Origin of the sequence: Fangia hongkongensis FSC776 = DSM 21703, assembly GCF_000379445.1 — a bacterium.
GTDB classification, from domain to species: domain Bacteria; phylum Pseudomonadota; class Gammaproteobacteria; order Francisellales; family Francisellaceae; genus Fangia; species Fangia hongkongensis.
In genome coordinates, this window is record NZ_KB902240.1 from 189,942 (window position 1) to 214,219 (window position 24,278).

Here is a 24,278-nt window from a genome sequence, read left to right on the forward strand (position 1 = left end):
CATAATCTCACCACAATTCAATTTCACCCAAGCGTAAAGCACTATATATTTATCAAAAACCATATCTCTAAATTGTCTTTTGCTTAGAATTTAGCTAGATTGACTGAACACTTTTAGTTACAAGGAACAGGAAATTGCATAAAAAGTATTTATTGCTGGTGAACTTTATGATGCCCGCTATGCTTCTAAATAGTGTCGGGGTTGTTATTCTAATGCTCAATAGCCAAGGTGGCGTAGATCTAAGCTCAGTGGGCTGGATTCAGCCTTTTAAAGATGGCGCGGTTTTAATTGGCTCTTTATTGCTCATTTCATTTATTACACGATTTGGATATAAAATAGCCATGCAGGTTGGCTGTTTATTGGAAATTCTAGCTTGTCTCTTAATGGGCACATTTGATGGTGTTTTCTCTGCTTATCTTTTCTTTGTTATGGCAGGCGTCGCTTTTGCACTTTTAAAAATAGCTATTTACTCTGCTGTCTCTTTAATCACAGATGATAAAGATGAACATGCAGGGATTATCTCTTTATATGAAGGCGGCTTTATGGTGTCTATTTTTATCGCCAATGGCTTATTTGCATGGATGATACATCTTCAAAGCTGGAATAGCACTTTTTATATTTTTGCATTCTTTGCAGCCATTTCTCTGATATGTACCTTCTTCATACACTTTGATATGCCTCAATTAAAAAAAGGGAAAAGCGACTCTAGTCAATATAGAAAAGTATTAACGCTGTTTAGTAAACCAGCTGTGTTATTATTTTTACTTTTGATCCTCTGCTACCCGCTTATTGAACAAGGTGTTATCGACTTTTTGCCAACTTTTCAGGCAACAGTCCTTGATCTGTCTCATGCCAAAAGTGTACTCATTGCCTCACTACTGCCTGTTATGATTGCAGCTGGGCGAATTTGTTTTGGCTTTATTGCCAAATACATCGAGCTTAAAAAAGCATTAATCGGAACAACGATACTGGCAATTTTACTTCTAATCGTCTCGCTAGTAAGTGCACAAATGACACATATTCATCCCTCTTTTTCCTATATTGCCATGTGGCTTTTACCTTGTCTTGGCTTTTTTATTGCCCCTATTTACCCAAGTTTAAACTCCTCATTATTATCCAGCCAACCTAAAGATTATCAAAGCGCTGTAACGCTCCTTATTATGATATTCTCAGCAATTGGTGGCAGCATTGGTAGTGTTGCAATGGGTTATTTATTTCATTATATTGGCGGCATTGAAGCTTTTAGTCTTTATATCGTTGTACTGATTATCATCCTCTTGCTGCTAGTGCCTTATTTTAAACTGTTGCAAAGGAGCAGGGTATGATTCAAATCAAAGGCGATTTTTTTGAGTGCGTACAGACTCTTGGGATATTCCCTGATTCCAAGAGCTTTGTTGACAGCATCGCACTTAAGAGTGAAGATGAAATTCTGTCTCTTTTTTCATCCATTGATAAAACATCACCAAAAGCAGTTAGTCATTTTTTTAATACACACTTTCATACTTATGAAACCCATTTCCCAACACATAGCACTAATGATACAAAGCCAAAAGATCTTAAAGCCTATATTCATCAAACTTGGAAAACACTTTTAAGATCTGATAGCACTCTCCCTAAATACCCACAAAGTAAGATTTTTCTCCCTGAGCCTTATATTGTTCCTGGGGGACGCTTTCGCGAGATTTACTATTGGGATAGTTATTTCACTGCACTTGGTCTTGCCTGTGAGCATAATTATCCTTTGATAAAATCACTTGTTCACAACTTTATTTTCCTACAAAAAACACTTGGAATAATTCCAAATGGCGCACGCAGTTATTATACAACACGCTCTCAACCTCCTATCTTGGTGCTTCTAGTTGATCTAATCTATCAGCAATATGGGATTGATGAAATTGCACCTTATCTCCCAGCATTAGAACAAGAGTATCAGTTCTGGATAACCAAGCGCACCTATAAGTTGAATGAGCAAAACTACTTTCACTATTGTGACCCAGAGAGAACACCAAGGCCAGAGTCTTATATTGAAGATATTAATCTCGCCAATACACTTTCAACAGATGAAAAGCCAAAACTCTATCAAGCCATTCGAAGTGCCGCTGAGAGTGGCTGGGACTTCTCTTCTCGCTGGATGGATGAAACAAATGCCTTTAACACCCTTTGCACACATGAGATTTTACCCATTGATCTTAATGCCATTTTATATCTATTAACTGACAAGCTTGCCTCGTATTATAAAGCGCTACAAGATACCAATAAAGCTACAATTTATCATCAATATGCCACAGAACATAAGCATAACTATCAGCTTTTTTGGCACAAACAGCACCAGTGTTTTTATGATTATAATGTAAAGCAAAATGCACATAGTCATAAAATTACGGCAGCTATCGGCTGGCCGCTTTTTGCCAAAATTGCAACAAAAGAGCAAGCGCTCGCCATTGCCAATATCATTGAATCTCAGCTGCTAAAATCAGGCGGTCTTGTTACCAGTACAATTAATTCAAATCAACAATGGGATGCGCCAAATGGCTGGGCACCTCTTCAATACATTGCAGTTATTGGCCTTAAAAATTATGGCTTTACTGACTTAGCACAGAAAATTATGACAAGATGGTGTTACACGATGGAAAACTATTATGCTAAACATAAAGTTATTCTAGAGAAATATGATGTATGCCAGATTGAAAAAACCCCACATCAGGGCGAATATGAGGTTCAAGAAGGTTTTGGTTGGAGTAACGGCGTTTATCTTGCCTTTAGTGAGGCGCTTGGGAAGCAAACTTAATCGTGCTATAACTTACCCCGCCGACACCTGAGAGATATACTCTATAAGTGTCACGCCCATCAAAGTGTACTTCAATATCTGTCATTTGATCACTTGGCACATTGTTATAGTGATCCGTTGATTGTGTCTGTGTATCATATCTCAACATACCGCCTTTTTCAGTTGCGACAAGAAGTACTTCTGAAAGGACATCTAAAGCCTTAATCTTCATACCAGAGAATGCTTCTATCGAACTAAAGCGCACTTTTTCACTGTGACTGGCATGATATAACCCACTATTTGTACCGACATAAATGCCACTTTGATCTACATATAATGCATTGAGTTTATTCACACTGGACAAATCAAACACATCTATTTTCTTTTTCCAGCCACCTTCAGCTTCTTTATGCCATAGCGAGAACAAATCAATAAATAAGCCATCATAAGAGATAGAGGTCGCATACAGCTCATTGTTGTATGCATATACATTTCTAAATGCGCCTTTTGTTACACTTGGCTTAAATTGCATATCCTCGGCCTGTGCTTCAAATAAACCCATATCTGTCGTGAGATAAATCACACCATTTTTAATCACAAAATCATAAATAGCATTTTCTTTGTCACTTAATGTAACATGCTGCCAATTACGCTCACCTGCTTTGGCCTTAGCTATACCATAATTGGTAATAAGGTACACATAACCATCTACAATATATAGCTTCTTGCGAGGCTTAAAGTGTGTCTCATTCTCTTGAGAAGCAATCGCCATCGCTTGCCAAGTCTGCCCTTTATCATTTGAGTAATAGAGTGTATTATCTTGGTTCTTCTCTGTGGCAATAGCGTAAATCTGGTTGTAACTTTCAGGGTTTACTGCCAATTTCTTTGTCTTATAACTACTTAATCCTGTTTGTTTTGTTGCATGATACTGCCCATCTTTATAGATTGCCAAACCTGACTCAGTTCCTATAATATACCCGCCATTGTAAGGCGCAGAAGCCCTTGCATTCATTGATAAATTAGCACCACTCATATAATCAACTTGCTGCCAAGTATTGCCATCTTCACTATAGTACAAACCTTTCTCAGTGGCTAAGTGTAATTTATTATTCTCTACAGTAACTTTATTTGCTTTGTACTCACCTGAAAGCGCATCAAAGTTTACTCTTGTATGATCAAAGTATCTTATGCCCAAGATTCCTCTTTTCTCTTCTATACGATAGAGGCCAGTTTCAGTCGCTGCATAATACTTACCATTAAATACCGTAACATCAAAAGCGCTGCCGTGACCTTTATCTCCAAGCAATTCACCAAGCTCACCAAACTTGCTATTACTATTTAGGATATTGCTCCAGCTCTTACCATGGTCTTTAGATAACAACACCCCTTCTTCAGTTGCTGCTAAAAATGCATCCTGAGATTGATACAAGCCATAAATAGCCCCACCTTTAGTAATTTGAACTGGATCTGTTGATTCAAAAAGACCAATAATTGCCCCTGATTTTGTTGCCAACATTGTGCCAAAATCACCATCAGAAACTGCGCTTATTTCATAATCTTGATAATCTACTGAGCGAATTTCAGCTGTGTTTGCATCCACTTTTACAAGACCTTTATCAGTTGCAACATAGACTTCACCCTCACTTTCCAAAAGTGCATAGATAATATTACCAGGAAGCCCATTTGCTATCGTTAGATTTTTCCAGCTCGTCCCACCATCAAATGATACAGATAGGCCACCAACGGTTGCAACATACAAATACCCATCTTGGCTCACTAGAACATCATTCACATAATTGCCTGCTAGAGAAGCTGTATCAAAGCTGGTATTTTGCGGCATCATATATCCATACGGGAATGCTCTTACTTCAATATTTTTTTCATCAACGCTTGTTATTGCATTATTATGTGCCCCATTTTTGGCTCGTGCCACAAAGCTTAGCGTGTTTGTATTAGGCAATAAGCCTACCTTTTGATCTAATTGCACTGAATAAGACATTCTACAACTTGCCCCTGCAGCCAATATATCAGCACAATTATAATCATCTGATTTTTCAACCATAAAGATGCCCGTATGAGAGGCGAAGCTTCCTTGTAGCGCGGTTAATGATAAGATGCTATTGAGATTTGTAATATCATAATGAAACTCTGCTGTTTCATCATAGGTTAATACCACTTTATTTTGTACAGCATGCATTGCTAAACCATTAGCATAAAATGCATTAAATGTAAGCTCTTTACTATCGAAGTTAGCGCCTTTAACTCGTACTACTTGCTTACCCTCTTGGAAATTATCCGCACTTTCAAGCATAAAATTGCAACTACCTTTTGCAGGAATCACACTACACTCGCCAGATACTTTTACACCGTTAGGTACTTCAAATTCTAGGGACTTTAAAGCAACTGGAGCATTATTATTCACCGTAAAACTACGTTTTTGATTTTGATATATTACCATTTCATCAAGGCTTATACTGGCCTCAGGTTTTAAAGACTGAAATGTACTTGTCGCAATGAGTTTCTCTCCATTAAATAAAGAAACCGTATATACCTTTGCAGCTGTAGCATCTTTCGCACTTAATGATACCTCACAGCGCTCACCATGATGCAGCTTGTCTGTGCATCCTGTTATTGCAGCAAAGATATTATCATCCAAGCCTTGAATAGAAAGACTATCTAACCCAACACTCACTCCGGTGTTATTACGAACAACTAGTGTTTTTTGTTGCCCTGCATAAATGGCGCCGGTAGGCTCAATAGTCACCTCTAATGCATTAACCACAACTTCATGCTGAGCGCCTTTTACATTCTTTCCATCTTGTGTCATTGCGCTAACTCTATATTTGACTGTCTTGCCCAAAATAGCGCTTGCTTTTTCATTTGGAACAAGTTGAAATTCACAGCGCCCTGATTGAGTTAATAAATCACACTGCCCAAGTTTAACCACGTCAAAATAAGCTTTGTTCGACATATCTTCAAACTCAAGTGCGATAGCTTTTAAATAACGTGTGGGGGTTCCTATTTCTAAAGTTGCACTGCCACCAGTTGCCATTACGCCCACTTTATACACTTCTCCTAGTGCTGCTTTACCTTGAGTATAATCGCTGCTTGTTATGCTAAGCGGTTGTTGAGTGATCTCAGTTTGCCCACTGTTATCACTATCCTTGTCAGATGTATTATCAGTACTATCACCGCTTTGTGACTCTGTTGTTGTATCTGAAGTATCTGAGTTATCGTTTTCAGTACTTGTGTTACTCGTATCACTAGTGTCTGTAGTTGAGCTGTCGCTACCACCACCGCCACCACAGCCACTTAACACAAGTGCCGCCATTAACACCGCCAACGGTAATGTTTTTCTTTTAAGCTCATTTAATGATTGTTTCATTTTAGCCCCCATCTTTCGTGTTATACCCAATAAACCTAAGGTTAAATGAAGATAAACTTCTCTTTAATCAGGTTATATTTTCACTATAGAAAGCTTTTGATATTTATTTGTTTTTCAACTGTATATGCAAGATACATTCCACAAGAATAAAGTGCTTTTTTAACAGCAAAATCACTTCCTTGAAGCTAAGTTATTCTCTCTTATCTACATGGTATACATTTAATGGCGCTTATAACGCGCTATCCTTTAGAGAACCTATATTGTAGACATTTACAACTAAGCATAATTATGGTTATTTAGTAGTGACATCATCAACCAAAACAGACAATACGAATATAAAATGTGCATTTAAAGACAAAAAAATATACGCTTATACAAGATCAAAAGAATCGATTGGCTTCAAATCGATTGGCAGGATATACCACAAAAACAAGGGATTACTTTTTGATCAAAAAATGGTAGAATTTCCAAGCTTTGGGGTATAAAACTTAAGATTACATGACCGTCATAACACATTTTTGCTATGAAAATGCAGCAGAGCACGATGTTTTATGATGAAAATAATATTACTTTTGGGGGTTACATAATGACTAAATCAATAGTCAAAAAGATACTGGCTATTGTTGTGATTATCATACTTGTGATACTGTTTATTGCACAGGCAATACTGAACTTAATAGCGTTACACAAAGAGACTATTAATAAGAGTGAGTATCAAAATGCTATTTCCTATGTTATCCGGACACAGGAGATGCTAAAACAATTCGATCATCAACAATTGACGCATTTTGCACAAGAGTATAATACAATGACTCGAAGTGCACTTGCCATTAAGCTTTTTGATCAAAAGCCTCTTGAAAACATTAAAACTTTAAATCTTGAGCAAGCACTTAAAATGTTTGAAAAAAGAAACTATGTAAAAAGTGTGCTCTATTTGCCTAAGTCGCACCGTTGGGCAACGCTTCAATTTGTCCCACAAAAATCAAAAATCAACTTGATACTTTTAAGTGTTCTCGCACTTGAAATATTGACAAGTTTATTATTGATTTTCATGGTTATTTTTTATGGCAGACACATCGTTACTGATGCACTTTATAATGCCAGAAAAGACAGTGCAAAACGTAAAAAACCCTTTTTTATGCGCAAAAGCGCCATACAACTTCAAAATCAGATGGAATCACTTATTGCTGAGCGGACACTCTTATTGTCCACTTTGTTTCATGATATTAAAACCCCAATGACTCGGGCACTTCTATATCTACAAATCATCCCTAAATCTACCGATGAGCATCAAAGAATTGCCGCTGAATTAATGCAAATGAATGAGATTTTAAACTCAACGATACAGTATTATCAAAATAATCTTGATCACTCTGAAGTGAATTTATCGAATTTACTAACGAAACTCTATCAGATATCTTGCCAACATATTCGTTTGATTTATCAGCCTGAAACAATTACCACCCCTCTTATTCCAGGCAATGAAGGGCTTTTATACCGAGCGCTGTCAAATATTGTTTTCAATGCATTAAAGTACGCGACAACTTGTTATCTTAATGTAGAGCAAACTCATGAAACAACTACTATTACTATCTATGATTTTGGGCCAGGAGTGCCTGAGAAGAAGCTGCTACAGCTTTTTCAACCTCATGTTAAAAACCTTCACCAAGGCGAGAAAAGTGAAGGCCATGGGCTTGGCTTGGCAATCGCTAAGAAGATTATTGAGCTACATCATGGAAATATTTTTGCCAAAAATCTACACTCTGGGTTAGAATTCACTATTACTTTACCGAATAAAAAAATACAACTTGGTGGTGAGCATGACTAAACTTAGCGTACTGTTGGTAGAAGATGATGAGAGCATCGCTGAGATTATAGGAAACTTTATGCATGCAAGGCTGATTGATCTTGAACATCATGCCTTAGCAGCGAACGCACTAAAGCGCGTTAAAACACATGAATATCAATGCATTATTCTAGATTTGAATCTCCCTGATATGTATGGCATCGATCTTTGCAAACAAATACGGCAATTTAATACACATACCCCTATTTTAATTCTCTCTGCCAACGTTGGCGAGACCAATAGAATCATTGGACTTGAGGCCGGTGCCAATGATTATTTAGAAAAGCCATTTAACCTGCATGAGCTCTATGCGCGAATTAAAAGCCTTGCACATATCGCCCACTCAAGCCCACCTTCAAATAAAGAAAGCACAAAAACCACTCACTATAAAGCACTCTTTAATGGTTTCTCATTTGATATTTCACAAAAAGCACTTTTTGATAATAGTAATAAAGAAGTGAGTTTATCCAAAACAGAAAGTGATATTCTCGCCATCTTTATCACACGCTATAATCAACTAATTACAAAATATGATATTGCTGAAGCTTTAGGACTTGCCGACCAGTCACAAAGTAGAAGTGTTGAACAGATGATTGGACGCATTCGCCAGAAAATAAACGACCCTTCCGGGCAAGTACTTCGCACAATTAGAGGGTATGGTTATATCTTTCTAGGGAGTGTTACGTTTAAATAGACCTCAGCGCTCTTTAAAACTCTCTTTTAAACCACGAATAATGGGAGAGAAAAAGTAGCTTATCAGCCGTCTTGTTCCAATTTTAATATCTACTTGAGCAGTCATACCAGAAGATATGCGCACCTGAACGCCATCCTTAAATCTATTTAAATATGGGCTTTCTATAGAGGATTTCACCGTAAAAATCATCCCTGTTTTCTCGTTCAAAACGGCATCATCTGAAATATGGACAATTTCACCTTGTAGCATGCCATATTCATGAAATGGATATGTATTCACTTTAATAAGCGTCTTTTGCATTCGTTTAACATAACCAATATCCTCATTTGACACTTCTGCTACCACTTCAAATGTGCTTGTTTTTGGAATAATCTGCATCAAGGTTTCACCTGATTTAACTACCCGGCCAATCGTGTGTACTTTCAAATCATGCACATACCCTGTGACAGGTGATTTTAATATTTGCTTATTTTGCATAACCCTTTGTTGGCTCAATGTCTTTCTAATCGCACTAAGTTTTACCTCATCATCTTCTATTTGGTTGATCGCATCAATTTCATAATTTGCCTTTTTAAGCGCTACTTTGGCATGCAAATGCTTTAGCTCTTCCTTAAACTCACTGAGCTTAGCCTTAGCAATATTAAGCTCTAAGGCCTTTTCCCATTTATATTCTTGAGTGTTTAGATACTCAAGCTTAGAGGCATAGTTTTTTGCATGCAGCATCTCAAGCATTTGATTTTTCTCTTCTATGATCAAAAGCCCTTCTTGTAAAATGACAATCTGCTCATCAAGTGCGCTAATAGCTGTGGCCACTTTTTCAATTTCCGTTGTTAAGGCGATCATATCTGTCAAATACACGCGCCATCTCTGGGCAAATAATCGATACCACTTTGTCTTTTTTATATCTGTCAATTTCTCGGGTTTCGCTTTCTTAAGCCAATGATTTATCTCTATTTTCTCAGGATTTTCCTCCGTACTAATGAGATGATAAAATAGCATCCCTGCCTCAAGATTATTTTCATAAAAGCTTTTCTCATTTAAAAGATGATTAATCTCTGCCTTTTGAACACTTTGATCAAGCTCAATAAGTGGCTGGCCTTTCTCTACCAACTGACCATTTTTTACAAACAACTCTAAAACCGATGCCGTTGCAATTGGCTGCACTTGCTTTGCCTTTTCAAGCGGCACAATCTTTCCATTGGCTTTAATCACGATATCTGCTTTACTCACACTTGCCCAAACAATAAAGATGACAATCAATAAAATCACAAGGTATAAAAACCTACGCGCAAAGGGATGTGGGGGCTTTTGCTGAATTTCCACACTCTGTGCTAAAAAGCCACTGCTTTCTTTATTTGCTTTTTGCGTTTTATGTTTTTTTATTCTACTAAGGAGGAATCTCATTTTAATGCTCACAAACATTCTTATCAGCGAACTGTGCAGAGAAAAGCCTTGCATAGTGCCCTTTTAATGCCAAAAGCTCATCGTGAGTGCCCGACTCAACAACACTACCCTCTTCCATATAAACAAGTTTATCTACATGCATAACTGTGGTTAAACGATGAGCGATGAAGATGCAGGTTCTATTTTGTGTAATCTCTGCCATATTCTTTTGAATAATTCGCTCTGATGCATAATCAAGCGCTGAGGTCGCTTCGTCAAATATCAAAATTTTCGGGTCGTTCATTAATGCTCTGGCAATTGCAAGGCGTTGTTTTTGACCGCCTGATAAATTAACCCCCTGCTCTTCTATCAAGGTATCATAACCATATTTTAATGACGAAATAAACTCATGCGCGCCAGAGAGTTTACACATCTTAATGACTTTATCTAAACTTGCCCCGGGGCAATTAATTGCAACATTATCACGGATACTTCGATTAAATAAAAAACTCTCCTGCAAAACAACGCCTATTTTTTGCCTAAGGACACTTGGGTTTAAGCTAAATATATCCAGCTGATCAATTAAAATCTTACCCGATTCAGGCATATATAAACGCTGAATTAGCTGTGCGAGTGTACTTTTCCCAGAGCCAGAGAGCCCAACAATCCCAATTTGCTGATTTGCTTTGATATGTAAGTTAATGTCTTTTAACACCAATGGACTATTGGGCGTGTAACGGAAGCTCAAATGACAAAAATGAATTTCTCCACCTATTTGTTGTAAGCTATTTTGATTTGTATGTGGAATATATTCAGTTTTAGCATTAAAAATATCACCTAATTTTTTCACAGATATCAGCGCTTGCTGAAAATCCTGCCATAATTGGATTAATTTTAATATCGGCGCACTTAAGCGTGAGGCAAACATATTAAATGCAATCAACTGGCCAATTGTCAGCTGCCCATTTAGCACATATTTAACACCAAGATACAAAATAAGCACAGTTGTAAGCTTACTGATAAATTGAGCGATCTGAGAGGAGATATTTGCTAATTTCTGAGCATTAAAGTTGCTGGTGATATAAGTGCTTAGATTCCTTTCCCAGTCTTTTTGCATGCTCGGTTCAAGTGTCAGAGATTTAATTGTCCTTATCCCACTTATCGATTCAGTTAAAAACGACTGATTTTTTGCCCCATGACTAAATGCCTCTTCCAGTCTTCTTCTTAAAAGAGGAATGGTGCTGAGCGATAAAATCACATATGCTGGAATACTTGCAAGCACAATTAAAGTGAGCGTTGATGAATACAGCCACATGATAACCAAAAACACCAAAGCAAATACGCTGTCAATCAACAACAAAAGTGCACTACTGGTTAGAAAACTTCGCATCTTATCAAGCTCTTTGATACGTGCCACACTTTGACCTACTTGTCGCTTTTCAAAATAAGATAACGGCAAATGCATCAGATGCTTATAAAGCCTTGTGCTTAGCTCCACATCGATTCTGGCACTTGTGTGAATAAGAAGATAATTACGAATAGCCGTAAAGACAACATCAAATATGCAGATAACAATAAAACCTATTGCTAGTATTTGTAGTGTTTCCAAGGCATTATTTGAGATCACCTTGTCCATCACCACTTGAAAGAAAAGTGGGGTAACAAGCGCAAAAATCTGCAAGAATAATGAGGCAATTAACACATCTCTAAAGATATGTTTATACTTCCAAAATGTTGGAATAAACCAGCTAAAGCCAAATGCTTTTTCCTTTGTAGTGTGCTTTTTCGGCTTTGCATAAATGACTGTATATAGATGCTCTTTTGTTAACTTTGATTTTTCTAACACTTCGAGCTTTTGAGTGGATGTATTTAACAACAAATATTCTTTTTTCTCATTGATGCCAATAAGAATAAAATACCTTGCATCATCCTTCAAAAGACAAGGAAGCACACTTTGGTCAATATTGTCTAATGTTAAGGACACTGCTTTTGCTTTAAAGTGATAGGATTTCATTGCACGCAAAAGCTGTGGCAATGTTAATGGTGTCATACCATCAGCATAATCATGCTGTATTTGTTCCGCATTGAGAGAAATTTGATGTAAGCTTGCCAATTTTACAAATGCGTATATACCTGAATCTTCTGAAAAGTGCATGCACTCTCCCCTTGTCGCTCCCTGTATATTGAGTATAGATAATTTTTTCTATCTACAAGTGAGAATTTATTTATCTAAATGCATGCCAAATGTCATCGGCAAGTTTTTTGCTAATCCCTTGAACTTTTGCAATTTCATCCACCGATGCTGAAGCAAGCATTTGCCAACCACCAAAGTGCATAAGAAGCGCCTTTCTGCGCTTGCTACCCACTCCGGATATAGACTCAAGCACCGACTGAGTTTGTTTTTTTCTCAGTTTTTTTCGCTGTGATTTGATGGCAAAATCATGCGCACTATCTCGAATTTGCCTTAACAATAAGAAGCGCTCATCATATTCACTTAAATGCTCTTCTTTTCTTGTAAATCCATGATAAATACTTTCCTGACCACTTATCCTCTCTACCCCTTTACCTAAGCTTAAAAGATACACCTGATCTTCAACCGCTAAAGATTTAATCACTTTTTCAACTACACCAAGCTGACCTTTTCCGCCATCGATAATGATGACATCAGGAAAACTATTTTGCTCTATTGCTGATTTGACTCTTCGTTCGATCGCTTGCGCCATAGCAGCATAATCATCCCCTGGGGTAATATGATTAATATTATAATGTCGATAGGCCGATTTCAGCGTCCCCTCCGGGGTATAAACAACACATGATGCCACCGTTCCTTCACCTTGGTGATGACTAATATCAAAACACTCAATTCTAGTGAGTTTATCCAGTGACAACCATGATTGAATTTTTGCAAATCCACTTTTAAAACGCTTTGATGTGCTTAAAGCCGTTAATAGCTTTTCCTTGGCATTTTGCTCGGCAAGGTTTTGCCATTTTTGCTTCAGCTTAATCGCATTAATTGTCCATTTAATATGAACACCGGCTTGCTTCTCAATACTTTTTTTCAACGCAGCGTCAATACCATAATTTTTTGGCAAAATAATCTCTTTGGGCCACAGGTTTCGCATTTCATTGGCTAAATAATAATGTGCTAAAAATGCCTGCAAAATATCATGTTCTGTTTCTTCTTCTGCCACATCTATCACCCAGTGTTTATCCGCTTGGATTTTACCTTGTTGCAGCTCTAAAAGTACAATACTCGCCTTAGCCTGCACCTTTAAAAGCGCGATAATATGAAAGCTCTCTACAAAGGGTTGATCAACAATTTGCTGTTGCTGAAGCTTTGTGAGCAAAACAAGCTGATCTCTTAGCTTTGCAGCTTCCTCATAACATTCACTATCAGCATACTCATGCATTTGTTTCGACACTTCATCTAACACCAAGGTAAATTTTCCTTGAATAAATGATGCAAGCAAACTTACTTGCAAAGCGTAATCTTCTTTAGAGATCTTATCCACACAAGGCGCACTACAGCGCCCAATTTGATATTGTAGGCATGGGCGAGTACGCGAAGAGAAATAATTATCAGTACATTGGCGAACTGGAAACAGCTTCTGTAACAACATTAAACTATCACGCATGGAAGCAAGTGAGACATAAGGTCCAAAGTATCTTTCTTGTTTTTTAAGCTTACCACGGTGACCATATAATCTTGGAAACCGGTGGTGACTTAATGCTAAATATGGATAGCTTTTGCTGTCTTTAAAAAGAATATTATAACGTGGCTTATAGCGTTTTATCAGCGTGCTTTCTAATAGATATGCCTCATACTCACTTGGCGTTATCGTCACTTCAATATAGGAAATACGATCGACAAGCGTTTGTGTTTTAATATCTTTTATCGATTTACTATAATAACTATTCAGCCGCTTATGTAAGTTTTTCGCTTTCCCTATATAGATAATTTCTTTAGTGTCATCATACATTCGATAGACACCAGGATGGGTTGATACATTCTTTAAAAAATCACTAATGTCAAAGGTATCATCACCCGAAAAAGCATTCATCCTTAAACTTTATCTTCTTCCACATCAATCAGTTTATGGCGAATAGCCAAATGTGTTAACTCAACATCACTATCGATCCCAAGCTTATCAAATAACCGATAACGGTAGCTGTTGACTGTTTTTGGGCTTAAGCACAATTGATCGGCAACCTCATTGACCTTTTGACCACTTGTAATCATAATCAACACCTGCATTTCACGCTCAGACAATGAATCAAAAGGAGACTCATCATCATGTGTTAGGTGCTTTAGCGCCAGCTGCTGTGCGACTTCTGGAGAAAGATAGCGACGACCTGAGTAGACCGTTTTTATCGCTTGGATCATTTCATCAAGCCCCACCCCTTTTGTCATATAACCAGAGGCTCCAGCTTGTAAGACTCTTGTTGGATACGGTTCATCACCATACACAGTAACCACCAGAATTTTGATATGAGGGTGCGCTTTAACAATACGCTTTGTTGCTTCTAACCCTCCCATTCCAGGCATTTTCACATCCATTAAAATCACATCAGGCTTAACTTGAGGTACCAGCTTAATCGCTTCTTCACCGCTACTTGCCTCGCCTACAATATTGATATTGCCAACATCCCCAAGTAACTTCTTTATACCCAATCGCACCAGATCATGATCATCAACAAGTAATATTTTAATCATAATGCGCCTCCTAAAATTCATCTATTTGCGAATAAAGCTTCGCATAAATCGCTATCTTTCTGAGATTTTAACCATAGTATAGCGTAAAATGTTGCAATATGTCTTAGTCATTTTTGATTATTTTGCTTGAATTTGTTCTATCAATTTGTAACATAAGCTCAACTTTATGGCATTTATAGAAAGCATGATTTCTACTACTGAAGATTTACAAGCTGTGATTCAGGTTCTTAGCCGATGCGATGCAATTGCAGTTGATACAGAGTTCTACTGGCGTCATAGCTATTATCCTGAGCTGTGTCTCATTCAAATTGCAACGCAAACACAAGCTTATTTGATTGATGCTTTATCAGAGAAAATGGATCTGACACTTCTAGGAGCGATTTTCTCCAGCGCTGATATTTGTAAAATCATGCATGCGGCTGATAATGATATCAAGATTCTTAAACATGCGCTTAAAGCTCACTTTTGTAATATATTTGACACACAACTTGCAACCGCATTTACCAGTACCCAACATCAAATTTCACTACAAAGTTTACTATTTGATTTAAGTATTGTGCAAATGGATAAGCAAGAGAAGCTCTCTGACTGGCGAGATCGGCCATTAACTCAAGAGCAAATAGATTATGCTACTTCAGATGTTATCTATCTATATGAAGCCTATCAACAGCTGACAAAAGCGCTTGAAACTCAAAACAAACTCCCTGCATTTAATGAAGAGATGCAGATGCTTTGTGAGACATCTAATTTTCCAAATAATCAGAGGATTCTTGAGAGTAATCAAAACCTGCTAAGAAGCGCGCATGGGAAAAAGCGCAAAAACCTTATTGCTTTGATTTTATGGCGTGAACAATACGCACAACAAAAAGACTGGGTTGTACGCCATATCTTAGATAATCGCGAGCTCACGGCACTAGCTGATCTTAGACCAAAATCATCACAAGATATTCTCAATAGCCATATTCTTTCTAGCAAAAAAGCAAAACGCTTTAGTTCGCTTATTATTGATGCATTAGATTACACAGATGCTGAGATCACCCCTTTTTTAACGTTGATTAATACGCTTTTACGCTATACTTATGCTTCATTTAATAAAGATGCTATTAATGATTGCTACGATGCGATGAGCGAGTTTTGTCGTGAGAAAAATCTTGCTATTGAAATTGTCACCTCGAAAAGTGACCTTCGCATCTTTATTAAAAGTTATTTAACTAACCCATTACAACCTAAAGGCAAACTTGCTAGCGGCTGGCGTTTTGACTATTTTGGCAAATCACTTATTCAATGGATTGGCGTCAACGAAAATCGTTTATAAGCAAAAAGCGGCTCATTTGCCAAGTGGCTTACTAGCCAACAGGTTATCTTTATAATACCATCAGATTTACATCAATATAATATTAGGATAATCAATGGCAACTTTATCACCATTTCATCTTGCTATGCCTGTTAACGACATAGAAAAAGCTAAACACTTTTATAAAAATGTACTTGGCCTTACTGAAGGCCGATCAGATACAAGCTGGGTGGATTTTGATTTTTTTGGCCATCAAGTGGTTTTTCATCTTGACAATACAAAGACACATCAAGCTATCAAAAACCCTGTAGATGGTCATGGCGTTCCTGTGCCACACTTTGGCGTTGTGCTTGAGTGGAGCCAATGGGAGCACTTAGCTGAAAATCTGCAAAAACATGAAGTTGAGTTTATTATCGAGCCTTATATTCGCTTTGAAGGTCAACCAGGTGAGCAAGGCACCTTTTTCTTTGCTGATCCAAATGGCCTACACCTTGAATTTAAAACATTCAAAGACCGTTCAAAATTATTTGCCACTGACTAAACAAAAAGCTTACTTTTCTACTAGACATTTAAATAAACAGCGTGTATTGTTACAGTAATACAAGCGTAATATGATGTAATATGGAACCAAGCTGGCAAAAACTAAACACATTACTGACTGAAGTTTCCTCAGTTAAAGAAATGACAACGATTTTAGATTTCCTTCTTACTGCGGAGGAAAAGGTGCAAATTGCCAATCGTATTTCTTTAACCAATATGATGATCTATTCAGGGAAACCACAACGTGAAATAGCCAAAGAGCTTGGTGTCAGTATTAGTACGGTAACCCGCTGTTCCAATGCGCTAAAAACATTACCTGATACGGTAAAAGAAAAGTTCAAATAAACCAACCAAAACTGGAGAAAACGATGACAATTACTGCATTAAACAAAGTTCACCTTCCTCAAATGACTCAACTATTTGCTGAAGCTAACTTTTTTAGTGCTGATCTGTTTTTTCGTTTTAACCAGCGATTTTTTGGCTTTTGGCAAGAGGGCAAACTCGTTGCTGTGATTGGTGCAGAGCTTAATGGCCATCACGGTGTTTTGCGCTCGCTTGTTGTAAGCAAAGCGCATCGTGGCGCTGGCATTGCAAAAGCATTAATCAAGCACATTGAAGCCTATCTTGTACAACAAGGCGTACACACCCTTTATGCTTTCACACAATATGGTGCAAACTATTTAACCGCTTGCAACTATCGTCAGATTTTAGCAAAACATGTACCAAGTGAAATTAATCTTCTGGAGTATCGCCTTTCTACAGCTAAAGCGAATGATGTTATTATGTCTAAGGAACTGCCATATATAAAAAAGCAACGAGCGCAGCAGCCATCCAACTATCAAAACAGGCTTAATCCTATTAAGCTTATTACGGTTGCTGCGTAGATATCAAATATTATCCTTACACGCCTTTATTACCTTCTAGCGCAAAGTATTTCTTTTTAATCCATAGTGCCACATTGACAAGACTAATCAACACAGGGACTTCTACAAGTGGCCCAATAACACCAACAAATGCCTCGATGGAGTGAATACCAAACACAGCGATCGCAACAGCAATAGCAAGCTCAAAATTATTTGATGCTGCTGTAAAACTCACTGACACGGACTCCTCATAGCGTGCTTTTAATTTGTATGCCAGAAAAAAGGCAATGAAAAAGATAATCATAAAGTAAATCGCCAACGGAATGATCACTTTAACTGCCTGCAAGGGTAAGTGAACAACATCATCTCCTTTGGTGGCAAACATCACCAAGATGGTAAATAGTAGCGCAATTAGCGTCAAGGGTGATAATTTTGCCATAAATTGACCTGTATACCACTTCTCACCTTTAAGCGGAATCAAAATCATCCGTGTCAATATACCAAGCACAAAAGGAATACCTAAATAGATACCAACACTTTTTGCAATTTCCAGCATTGAAATATTCACTACACTACTTTGTAATCCCAATAGATCAGGCAAAACCGTAATAAAAATATATGCATATGCTGAATAGAAAATAATTTGAAAAATAGAATTAAAGGCAATGAGCCCGGCACAATACTCCGTGCTGCCTTTTGCTAAATCATTCCATACAATCACCATTGCGATACATCTAGCTATACCAATTAATATCAAACCAACCATATAATGTGGCTCATTATGGAAAAAGATAATCGCCAACACAAACATGAGCACAGGGCCAATCAGCCAGTTTAATAGAAATGATAATAGTAAAATCCGTGTATTTTTAAACACCTTTGGCATGCTTTTATAGCGTACTTTTGCAAGTGGTGGATACATCATCACTATAAGACCAAGCCCAATCAGCCAATTACCTGATGTTGTATCAAACGACCCAATAACCTCTTTTACACTTGGCATCCATACACTTAAAAGCACCCCAACTAGCATCGCCAAAAAAATCCATAGTGTTAAATAGCGATCTAAAAAGTGTAATTTCTTCGCTTGTCCCATTGTCTTATCCTTTCTTTATTTCTTTATTTTTTAATTGCTTCACTATCACGACACTTTGTGTAGCACTTCAAATGTTTCATTTGTGCCTGTACCTCTTTCTCCTGATCCATCTGCTGGAAAACTTCTTGAAGAATATTGCCATAGCTTCGCGGGATGTCTTTTTTTAACTCATAAAAAACCCACTTCCCGTCTTTGTATGACTGCAAAAGCCCGATAACACTCAACGATTTTAATTGGATAGATAGCGCCCCTTGTGTTAAAGGAATCACTTTTTGAATATCACAAACACAAAGCGATTTGTCTCGTACTAAGTACAAAATGAGTAAACGCTTATAATCTGCAATTGCTTTTAAAAACTGAACCATTTCCATTGTTTATATATTTTCATATTTAAATTTGTAAATATAATATCACAAAAATAAGCCCTAACAAACAAAATTAAAAGCTTTCGAAATCAATCTTCTTGAATGTGTTTTAAAAATAACAGTAGAAACGTCTAATATTGGAGGCGTATCTCAATTGATAGACTGTAATAAACGCTCTACTTTCTGATAAACACTTAAGGCTGAGATAGAGACCTCACAAGGGGCAAATTCCTCTTTGGTAATCGGACAGATGCGCTTTAAACAAGGTGAGCAAGTTAAAGTCGATGCGATATGCTCGGCATGTTTTCCTTTTGCTCCGGTTAATTTTGCTGAGGTTGCGCCATAAATCCCAACTGTCGGCACTTCACAGGCAGCGGCCAGATGAGATAACCCTGTATCAACAGCAACAACAGCCTTAGAGTTTGCAAAAAGCTCTGCAAGCTCTGTCAAAGATAGCTTTGGTAATACTTCTGCATATTGAAGATTTTGTGCGATTTTCTGAGCTCTTTCTTTCTCCTTGTCATTACCCCATGGTAATAGTACACGCACTCCATTATCATCAAAGTGCTTGGCAAGCTCCTGCCAATGTGAGAGGCACCAGAACTTGCTTGGCCAGGTTGTACTGTGTAAAAAAATCACTTGGTTTTGGCATGTATCTTTCTGCCAGCGATACTTAATCCCATAGTCAAACTGTGTACACTCTGGCTGATAGCTAAACACTGAGGCCATAAGCTTTTTCAAGCGTACAAGCGCATGGATACCCTTCTCAACGTGAATTTTCCGCTTGTAAACCCAAGATGCCATAGGCTCTCTTGCTGAGCTTCGATCAAACCCATACTTCACCCCTTTTGCCCCAAGGGTGACCCATGCACTTTTTAACAATCCCTGCGCGTCAATCACATAATCATAGCGATGCGCTTTTAAACGTCGCTTAAATGCCCTTATTTCACGAAAAGATTTAAAGATATTTTTACGCCACTTACGTATCTCAACAGGGATAACATTCTCTACGGCACTGTGCCAAGAGGCAATTTCAGCAAAGTTTTTCTCAACCACCCAATCAAAAGACAGCTCGGGAATGTGTTTTTTCGCCTCTGTAATAGCAGGCAGCATATGAATGACATCCCCCAAGGACGAAGTCTTCACAATTAAACATCGTTTTTTCATTTACCTAAACTGTACATTAAAAGTTTTTCAACTTGTTTATTTTAACCATTTTTTCAATAAATAATAGAGTTGACTTATTTAAAAACATCTTCTCTCTTTCATGATCGAGAGTCACTTAATTTTATTTGTGGCTAGAAGTATGTTAGGGTTAAAAAGATCAAAAAAGAAATGGGGAGGGTTATGAACCGCAAAAGTGGCGCCTATGCGCCTGTATTTTATCCATCAATTATACTTATTCTATTGTTTGCCGTAGCTGGAATTATGTGGCCCAAAGAGGCAAAAGTGTTGTTTGATATTATTCAAAATTGGCTACTGACGCAAGTTGGCTGGTTATATATCTTAGGCATGGCTATCTTTGTCTGTATTTGTATCTTTTTAATGTTTAGCCGCCTCGGTGATATCAAACTAGGGCCTGATCACTCCTCCCCCGAGCATAGCAACTTATCTTGGTTTTCAATGTTATTTGCAGCAGGAATGGGAATCGGTTTAATGTTCTTTAGCGTTGCTGAACCCTTGCAACACTACCTATCTCCGCCAGATGTTCAAAATGGCAATCAGATTGCGGCTGCCAAAGACGCTATGGGAATTACATTGTTTCACTGGGGGCTACAAGCTTGGTCAGTCTATGCAATTGTTGGCCTGTCACTTGCTTATTTTTCCTATAGAAAAGACTTGCCACTATTACCAAGATCCGCGCTTTATCCACTGATCGGTGAGAGGATTTATGGGCCTATTGGACATCTTATTGATATATTTGCCATTCTTGGCACAATGTTTGGAATCGCAACCTCTCTAGGACTCGGTGCAACACAGGTTAATGCGGGGCTTCATTATCTTTTTTCTGTACCGACTAATACAACCGTTGAAACGATATTAATTATTATCATTACGTTATTTGCAACAACCTCTGTCGCCCTTGGACTTGAAAAAGGCATCAAAGTTGTCAGCAATTTTAATATTATTGTTGCGCTTGTTTTGCTTTTATTTATCCTGATCACAGGGAGCACCACCTTACTTTTACAGTCTTTTGTGCAAAATACCGGCAATTATTTTAGCAGCATTATCTCAAAGACATTTAACTTATATGCTTATGAAAACAAACAAGGTTGGTTAAGTGGTTGGACACTTTTTTACTGGGGCTGGTGGATCGCTTGGTCACCTTTTGTTGGCATGTTTATTGCGAAAGTATCAAAGGGCAGAAGCATCCGAGAGTTTATTATTGGCGTGCTTTTTATTCCGACAGGCTTCACCTTTTTATGGTTAAGCGTATTTGGTAACTCGGCAATTTCCCTTGCCTTATCAAATCATGGACATGCACTTGTTGAAGCCGTTCAAACCAATGTGCCTGTTGCTCTATTTAGCTTTTTGCAATACTTCCCATTCAGTACAATTATCTCCATTATTGCGCTTGTACTAGTTGTCACTTTCTTTGTTACTTCATCGGACTCAGGGTCACTTGTAATTGATATTATTGCTACAGGAAATGCCAAAAAATCCATCACTTGGCAGCGCATTTTTTGGTCGTTGTTAGAGGGACTTTTGGCAATATCACTTTTATACTCAGGTGGACTCCTTGCACTTCAGACAGCTACTATTGCCAGCGCTTTCCCATTTCTAATCATCTTATTTTTCATGTGTATCGCGCTCATTAAAGCACTTAGAGAAGACTTTTTAAAATTAAGCAGCATTCAAACACACACAACCTCGGTGCAATACATAAAAGCAAATGCAACGTGGCAAAAACGCTTAGATTCTCTTTTGCAAATACCTACTAAAAATGAGGCTGATGTGTTTTTACAAACAACCATTATTCCTGCTATCAAAGAGGTGAAATCTGAATTCGATCGCCATCATGTCAGCGCCAAAGTGAAGTTTTCTGCTCAAGCTGCACGTTTATCTGTTGATAAATTTGATGAGGATGACTTTGTCTACAGTGTACGACTGTGTCAGTCTCCAACCCCTGAATACCTAAGTGATGATGACACCACAGCTCAAGACCAGTATTATCGTGCTGAGGTGTTTTTAGAACACGGTGGTCAGCATTATGATGTCATGGGCTACACCAAAGAGCAGCTTATTGCTGATGTTATTACACAATATGAAAAGCACCTTCATTACCTGCACTTATCTGGCAGCTAGCGTGTGATAGGCTCTTGCAAAGATAGACAAAACTCAATATTTTCTATATGATGCGCATTAGGTCATTTTTACAACAATTTAACACAAAAAATATAAACCTATGAACCATATGAACTACCCTGAAACCTATGATGTCATCGTGATTGGCGGAGGACATGCCGGCACCGAGGCTGCCAGTGCTGCGGCGAGGATGGGCGCAAAAACTTTGCTTCTCACCCACAACATCGACACCCTTGGGCAGATGTCTTGTAACCCTGCTATTGGAGGCATTGGGAAAGGGCACCTTGTCAAAGAAATTGATGCCCTTGGCGGTATTATGGCCAAAGCAATCGATAAAGCTGGCATTCAGTTTCGCACTTTAAATGCACGAAAAGGTCCTGCTGTTCGCGCGACAAGAGCACAAGCAGATCGAGCATTATACAAACAAGCTGTGCGTTCAATGTTAGAGGGTCAAGAAAATCTCTCTATTTTTCAACAAAATGTTGAAGATTTAATCATTGAAAATGGCGTCATATCTGGCGTTATCACCCAAATGGGACTTGGTTTTAAAGCCAAGAGTGTTATTCTTACAGTCGGCACATTTTTAGGTGGAAAAATTCATATTGGTTTTAATAACTTTCAAGGAGGACGCGCAGGCGACCCTCCGGCAAATGCTCTAGCCCAAAAGCTTCGCGCTCTGCCATTTAATGTCGCAAGACTCAAAACAGGCACACCACCTAGAATTGACAAACGCACCGTCAACTTTGAGGTGATGGGCGTTCAGCCGGGAGATGACAACCCTAATTATTTTTCTTTTTTCTCAAATGGTGATGAACATCCAACACAAGTGCCATGCCATATCACTTATACCAATCAAAAAACACATGATATTATTGTTAACAATCTCAAGCGCTCAGCCATGTATGGCGGAATGATTGATGGTATTGGTCCGAGATACTGCCCATCTATTGAAGATAAAATTGTGCGTTTTGCTGATAAAGATCGTCATCAAATTTTTGTTGAACCTGAAGGGCTTGATAATATTGAGCTTTACCCAAATGGCATTTCTACTTCCTTGCCATTTGATGTACAAATTGCGCTTATTCAGAGTATTGAAGGCTTTGAAAATGCCTTTATTACGCGTCCTGGCTACGCAATTGAATATGATTTTTTTGACCCTAGAGAGCTCAAATCAACGCTCGAAACAAAACATGTTGAAAATTTATATTTTGCCGGGCAAATTAATGGCACAACAGGTTATGAAGAAGCTGGTGCTCAAGGGCTTATCGCAGGGATTAATGCAAGTTTGAAAGTGCAAAACAAACCTGCTTGGTCGCCTAAACGCTCTGAGGCATACATTGGTGTATTAATTGATGATTTAATCACAAAAGGCACGCAAGAGCCCTATCGCATGTTTACCTCACGCGCTGAATATCGCCTTATTTTACGAGAAGACAACGCTGATGCACGCCTCACCCCAAAAGCAATTGAGCTTGGCTTACTAAAGGCACATGATAAAGCGCGCTTTTTGCAAAAACAACAACTCATAGAGATGGAAACAAAACGCTTACAAGCAAAATGGGTGAGCCCAAAATCAGACAATGCTGAAAACATAAAAACATTACTTGAGCAAGAGATTAGCCGTGAAAATTCACTTTTTGATCTTTTAAAACGCCCAAATGTGAATTATCAATCACTGTCAGATATCGAAGCGCTTGGTCCATTTATTACACATAAAGAAGCCATTGAGCAAATTGAAATTTCAGCAAAGTACTCAGGTTATATTGCCCGCCAAGAAGAGGAAATCAAAGCCATGCATGAAATGGAATCAAAAGTAATTCCAGAGAGCTTTGACTATGAGAAAGTCTCAGGTTTATCAAATGAAGTTAAGCAGAAGCTTATTTTTCATAAACCTGCAACCTTAGGTGAGGCCTCAAGAATCTCAGGCATTACACCTGCTGCTATTTCGCTATTGACTATTTATATGAAAAAACTAGGATTTATTAAAAAGCAAGGTGCGAGCTCACTCGCTAAAACAGAGTAACG

General features: G+C 38.0%; 18 protein-coding genes. 10 read left to right on the top strand and 8 right to left on the bottom strand.

The features are described 5' to 3' along the window. The first annotated feature begins 134 nt into the window (after window positions 1-134). Together A37Q_RS0102370 and A37Q_RS0102375 are read left to right on the top strand one after the other, a co-directional pair. Window positions 135-1,325, top strand: a complete 1,191-nt coding sequence (locus A37Q_RS0102370) for an MFS transporter (protein ID WP_026196469.1) — start codon at window positions 135-137, stop codon at window positions 1,323-1,325. Further along, window positions 1,322-2,788 carry a trehalase family glycosidase gene (locus tag A37Q_RS0102375; RefSeq protein ID WP_018298667.1) on the top strand — a complete coding sequence of 489 codons (1,467 nt, stop codon included), beginning with the start codon at window positions 1,322-1,324 and terminating at the stop codon, window positions 2,786-2,788. Before A37Q_RS0102370 ends, A37Q_RS0102375 begins: the two co-directional genes overlap by 4 nt. On the opposite strand, the gene A37Q_RS0102380 is transcribed toward A37Q_RS0102375, so the two are convergent. Then, window positions 2,760-6,152 (bottom strand): ligand-binding sensor domain-containing protein, encoded by a 3,393-nt coding sequence (locus A37Q_RS0102380; RefSeq protein ID WP_018298668.1) that lies wholly within the window; start codon window positions 6,150-6,152, stop codon window positions 2,760-2,762. The two genes, A37Q_RS0102375 and A37Q_RS0102380, sit on opposite strands and share 29 nt — an antisense overlap. 586 nt (window positions 6,153-6,738) lie before the next feature. Between A37Q_RS0102380 and A37Q_RS0102385 the strand changes: the two genes are divergently transcribed. Both A37Q_RS0102385 and A37Q_RS0102390 read left to right on the top strand, forming a co-directional pair. After that, entirely contained in the window at window positions 6,739-7,980 is a 1,242-nt protein-coding gene (locus tag A37Q_RS0102385) for a sensor histidine kinase (protein ID WP_169710223.1), read from the top strand. Continuing rightward, window positions 7,973-8,692 carry a response regulator transcription factor gene (locus A37Q_RS0102390; protein WP_018298670.1) on the top strand — a complete coding sequence of 240 codons (720 nt, stop codon included), beginning with the start codon at window positions 7,973-7,975 and terminating at the stop codon, window positions 8,690-8,692. The genes A37Q_RS0102385 and A37Q_RS0102390 overlap by 8 nt, the downstream gene beginning before the upstream one ends. A gap of 3 nt (window positions 8,693-8,695) precedes the next feature. On the opposite strand, the gene A37Q_RS0102395 is transcribed toward A37Q_RS0102390, so the two are convergent. From A37Q_RS0102395 to uvrY, 4 genes are all read right to left on the bottom strand, one after another. Further along, window positions 8,696-10,108 (bottom strand): HlyD family type I secretion periplasmic adaptor subunit, encoded by a 1,413-nt coding sequence (locus A37Q_RS0102395; RefSeq protein WP_169710224.1) that lies wholly within the window; start codon window positions 10,106-10,108, stop codon window positions 8,696-8,698. Then, a complete protein-coding gene (locus A37Q_RS0102400; RefSeq protein ID WP_018298672.1) occupies window positions 10,098-12,230 on the bottom strand; it encodes a peptidase domain-containing ABC transporter in 2,133 nt (710 codons plus the stop codon). The genes A37Q_RS0102395 and A37Q_RS0102400 overlap by 11 nt, the downstream gene beginning before the upstream one ends. A 70-nt stretch (window positions 12,231-12,300) precedes the next feature. Continuing rightward, window positions 12,301-14,136, bottom strand: coding sequence for an excinuclease ABC subunit UvrC (gene uvrC, locus A37Q_RS0102405; RefSeq protein ID WP_018298673.1), 1,836 nt, complete (start codon window positions 14,134-14,136; stop codon window positions 12,301-12,303). Window positions 14,137-14,138: 2 nt separating this feature from the next. After that, window positions 14,139-14,789, bottom strand: coding sequence for a UvrY/SirA/GacA family response regulator transcription factor (uvrY, locus tag A37Q_RS0102410; RefSeq protein WP_018298674.1), 651 nt, complete (start codon window positions 14,787-14,789; stop codon window positions 14,139-14,141). A gap of 166 nt (window positions 14,790-14,955) precedes the next feature. On the opposite strand from uvrY, the gene A37Q_RS14440 reads away from it, so the two are divergent. The 4 genes from A37Q_RS14440 (at window position 14,956) to A37Q_RS0102430 (ending at window position 17,507) form a co-directional block, all read left to right on the top strand. Beyond that, on the top strand, window positions 14,956-16,104 hold the full coding sequence (locus A37Q_RS14440; RefSeq protein WP_018298675.1) for a ribonuclease D: 1,149 nt from the start codon (window positions 14,956-14,958) through the stop codon (window positions 16,102-16,104). A 94-nt stretch (window positions 16,105-16,198) separates the two neighbouring features. Then, a complete protein-coding gene (locus A37Q_RS0102420; RefSeq protein ID WP_018298676.1) occupies window positions 16,199-16,624 on the top strand; it encodes a VOC family protein in 426 nt (141 codons plus the stop codon). An 80-nt stretch (window positions 16,625-16,704) separates the two neighbouring features. Continuing rightward, a complete protein-coding gene (trpR, locus tag A37Q_RS0102425; protein WP_018298677.1) occupies window positions 16,705-16,968 on the top strand; it encodes a trp operon repressor in 264 nt (87 codons plus the stop codon). A 23-nt stretch (window positions 16,969-16,991) separates the two neighbouring features. Then, window positions 16,992-17,507, top strand: a complete 516-nt coding sequence (locus A37Q_RS0102430) for a GNAT family N-acetyltransferase (RefSeq protein WP_018298678.1) — start codon at window positions 16,992-16,994, stop codon at window positions 17,505-17,507. A gap of 16 nt (window positions 17,508-17,523) precedes the next feature. Here A37Q_RS0102430 and arsB read toward each other — a convergent pair whose 3' ends face one another. From arsB to waaC, 3 genes are all read right to left on the bottom strand, one after another. Further along, complete coding sequence (gene arsB / locus A37Q_RS0102435) at window positions 17,524-18,582, bottom strand: ACR3 family arsenite efflux transporter (RefSeq protein WP_018298679.1); 1,059 nt, start codon at window positions 18,580-18,582, stop codon at window positions 17,524-17,526. A gap of 23 nt (window positions 18,583-18,605) precedes the next feature. Then, entirely contained in the window at window positions 18,606-18,953 is a 348-nt protein-coding gene (locus A37Q_RS0102440; RefSeq protein ID WP_018298680.1) for an ArsR/SmtB family transcription factor, read from the bottom strand. Window positions 18,954-19,097: 144 nt separating this feature from the next. Next, window positions 19,098-20,114, bottom strand: a complete 1,017-nt coding sequence (waaC, locus tag A37Q_RS14445; protein WP_083906962.1) for a lipopolysaccharide heptosyltransferase I — start codon at window positions 20,112-20,114, stop codon at window positions 19,098-19,100. A gap of 180 nt (window positions 20,115-20,294) precedes the next feature. Here waaC and A37Q_RS0102450 point away from each other — a divergent pair, with 180 nt between their 5' ends. Continuing rightward, window positions 20,295-22,253: a BCCT family transporter gene (locus tag A37Q_RS0102450; protein ID WP_018298682.1), complete on the top strand. Its 1,959-nt coding sequence runs from the start codon at window positions 20,295-20,297 to the stop codon at window positions 22,251-22,253. Window positions 22,254-22,362: 109 nt separating this feature from the next. After that, window positions 22,363-24,276 (top strand): tRNA uridine-5-carboxymethylaminomethyl(34) synthesis enzyme MnmG, encoded by a 1,914-nt coding sequence (mnmG, locus tag A37Q_RS0102455; protein ID WP_018298683.1) that lies wholly within the window; start codon window positions 22,363-22,365, stop codon window positions 24,274-24,276. Window positions 24,277-24,278: the final 2 nt, after the last annotated feature.